General features: G+C 75.3%; 3 protein-coding genes. All 3 read right to left on the minus strand.

The features are described from left to right. The coding region (locus JHD63_RS22110) for a FecCD family ABC transporter permease (protein ID WP_198972940.1) at window positions 1-1,028 on the minus strand (1,028 nt) is incomplete at its 3' end. Beyond that, the gene (locus tag JHD63_RS22115; protein ID WP_198972941.1) at window positions 1,025-1,900 is read right to left on the minus strand and encodes a heme/hemin ABC transporter substrate-binding protein; all 876 of its coding nucleotides are present in this window, start codon (window positions 1,898-1,900) and stop codon (window positions 1,025-1,027) included. The genes JHD63_RS22115 and JHD63_RS22110, both read right to left, overlap by 4 nt. Then, window positions 1,897-2,943: a hemin-degrading factor gene (locus tag JHD63_RS22120; RefSeq protein ID WP_198972942.1), complete on the minus strand. Its 1,047-nt coding sequence runs from the start codon at window positions 2,941-2,943 to the stop codon at window positions 1,897-1,899. Before JHD63_RS22120 ends, JHD63_RS22115 begins: the two co-directional genes overlap by 4 nt. Window positions 2,944-3,051 lie beyond the last annotated feature (108 nt).

Below are 3,051 nucleotides of genomic sequence, written 5' to 3' on the forward strand. Positions count from 1 at the left end.
CCCCCCCCCCCCCCCCCCCCCCCCCCCCCCCCCCCCCCCCCCCCCCCCCCCTTTTTAGATGTGTATAAGAGACAGGCCGGCTGCACCGCGGTGCGCGCCACCGCGTCGGCCGCCAGCACCAGCGCCGCCCCGAGCAGCGCCGCGCCGGGCAGCACCACGCGGTGGTCCGGGCCGGCCGCCAGGCGCACCCAGTGCGGCGCGATCAGGCCGACGAAGCCGACGATGCCGGTGGTCGCCGTGACCGCCCCCACCGCCAGCGCGCAGGCCAGCACCGCGCGGCGCTTGACCCGCTCCACCGGCACGCCCAGCAGCGCGGCCTGGGCCTCGCCCAGCGCGATGGCGTTGAGCGGCCGCGCCAGCGTGAGGCCCCAGGCCACCGCCGCCGCCACGATGGTCCCCACCAGCGCCACCGCGCTCCAGCGCGCGCCGCCCAGGCTGCCCAGCAGCCAGAACTGCAGGTTGCGCAACTGCTCGTCGGTGGCCAGGAAGCTGAGCCAGCCCAGGCCGGCGCCGGCCAGCGCATTCACCGCGATGCCGGCCAGCAGCATCAGCCCCATGCGCGTGGCGCCGCGGCTCTGCGCCAACGCGTAGATCAGCGTGGTCACCAAAAGGCCGCCGGCAAAGGCCATCAGCACCAGCGTCCAGCTGCCCAGCGTGCGCGGCAGGCCGGGCAGCCAGTGCTGACCCACCACGATGACCGCGGCCGCCGCCAGCGCCGCGCCGCTGCTCACGCCGACCAGGCCCGGATCGGCCAGCGGGTTGCGGAACAGGCCCTGCATCAGCGCACCGGACAGGCCCAGCCCCGCGCCCGCGGCCATGCCCAGCAGCAGGCGCGGCAGCCGGATGTTGAAGAACACCAGCGATTCCGGCGACGCCCCGGGCGCGCCGGACAGGCCTTGGCCCAGCAGGCGCAGCAGTTGGGCCGGCGTGATCGGGTAGGCGCCGCTGGCGCTGCCCGCGACCACGGCGGCGGCGAGCAGCAGCGCGCCCAGGGCCAGCGCGGCCCGTGGCGACAGGCGCCGCATCATGCGCCGGCGGTCAGCGCCAGCGCCCGCTCGTGCACCTCGCGCACCACGCCGGGCAGGCGCGGGCCGAAGCCCAGCATGCGGTTGGCCTCCAGCGCCAGCAGCGCGCGGCGGCGGTAGGCCGGCGTCAGCGCGAGTTCGGGGCGCTGCCAGAACGCGGCCTCGCCGCCCTGCGCCTCGATGCCCTGGGTGCTGGTCAGGATCAGCTCCGGCGCGGCGCTGGCCATGGCCTCGGCGGTCATGCTGCGGTAGCCGTCGAAGCCCTGCATCACGTTGACGCCGCCGGCAAAGCGGATCAGCGCATCGGCCGCGGTCTGGCCCCCGGCCACCTGCGGGCTGGCCGCGTGGGCAAGGATGAACAGCATGCGCGGGCGGCGCGTGGCGGCGGCCACCTGCTGGCGCACCGTCGCCCAGTCGGCGTCGAGCCGGCCCTGCAGCGCCGCGGCATCGGCCTCGCGCGCGGCGGCGCGGCCCACGGCGCGCAACTTGCGCCGCACCTCGTCCCAGGTGTGGTCGGCCTGCACCAGCTCGACCTGCACGCCGGCGCTGCGCATCTGGTCCAGCACCACGGCCGGGCCGGCCTCGGTGGTGGCGACCACGGCATCGGGCCGCAGCGACAGCAGGCCTTCGGCCGACAACTGCCGCATGTAGCCGACCTTGGGCGTGCGCTGCGCGGCTTCGGGGTAGAGGCTGGTGGTGTCGGTGCCGACCAGCAGCGACTCCGCGCCCAGCGCATAGACCATCTCGGTAAGCGCGCCGCCGATGGCGACCAGGCGGCGCGGCCGGGCGGCGGGCTGCGCCCGCGGCAGCGCCGGCAGCGCCAGCAGGCCGCCCGCCATGCGGCGCAGCGCGATGCGGCGTGTCGTCCGGCTCATACGCTGCCCGGCAGGCGCGCGACGATGTGGCGCCAGTCCTCGCGCTCGGCCTGTCCGGGCTTGCGCGCGCCGAAGAACATGGCCATCAGCTCGCCGTCATGGTCGAACGCCTCGACCGAGGTCACGTGGCCGTCGTCGGTCGGTTTCTCGACCACCCACACCTGGGCGATGCGGTCTTCGCGCAGGTGCAGGTTGAAGCCTTCGTCCAGCACGTTGATCCACTCGGCGCCGCCGGTGGACATGGGCACGACGCGCCGCACCGGCCCGGTATGGATCTGGATGCAGCCGCCGTTGCCGACGAACACCATGATCGGCGCGCCTTCGGACGCGGCCACCAGCAGCAGGCGGCGCAGCGCGACGCTGTCCAGGCGCCGCGTGAAGCGGCCTTCGACCAGCCGGAAGCCCTGCTGCCGCTCCACGCCGAAGCGGCGGGTGATGCCGAAGAACTCGTGCGTGTCGCGCATGCCGGCCCAGGCCTCGGCAAAGCCTTCGGTGTCGACGGCGCTGTCGGGCTGCGGCGGCGCGGGCGCGGGCGCGGTGGTAAAGACGTAGCCGGCGCTGGGGACGGCGAAGCGCTGCACCACCGCGTCGAACGCGGCGCGGTCGCTGGCTTCGCGCAGGTAGACCTTGTGCACCGCCAGGCCGTGCGCATCGAAGAACTGCAGGCTGCGCGCCGGCGGCGCGGCCGGGTCGCGGCCGGGCTCGGTCACGGCAAAGCCCGCGTGCCAGCGCTGGAAGAACAGGCGCAGGTCGATTTCCTCGGACAGTGCCAGCCCGATCAGGCCGGTGGCCGAGACATTGCGGTAGACGCCGGTCTTCTCGTGCACGGTGGATGCGTTGCGGGTCAGCGCCATCAGCGGGCCGCAGGCTTCCAGCGCCTGCAGCAGTTCCAGCCAGGACCCGCCCAGCGGCACGGCGCGCAGCGGGTACTCGTGCTCGCCGGCATGCGCGGCGATGGCCGCGCCCTCGGACCTGTCTCTTATACACATCTGACGCTGCCGACGAAGAGAACCTAGTGTAGATATCGGTGGTCGCCGGATCATTAAAAAAGGGGGGGGGGGGGGGGGGGGGGGGGGGGGGGGGGGGGGGGGGGGGGGGGGGGGGGGGGGGGGGGGGGGGGGGGGGGGGGGGGGGGGGGGGGGGGGGGGGGG

This window comes from Xylophilus sp. ASV27 (assembly GCF_016428875.1).
In the GTDB taxonomy this organism is placed as follows: Bacteria; Pseudomonadota; Gammaproteobacteria; order Burkholderiales; family Burkholderiaceae_C; genus Xylophilus.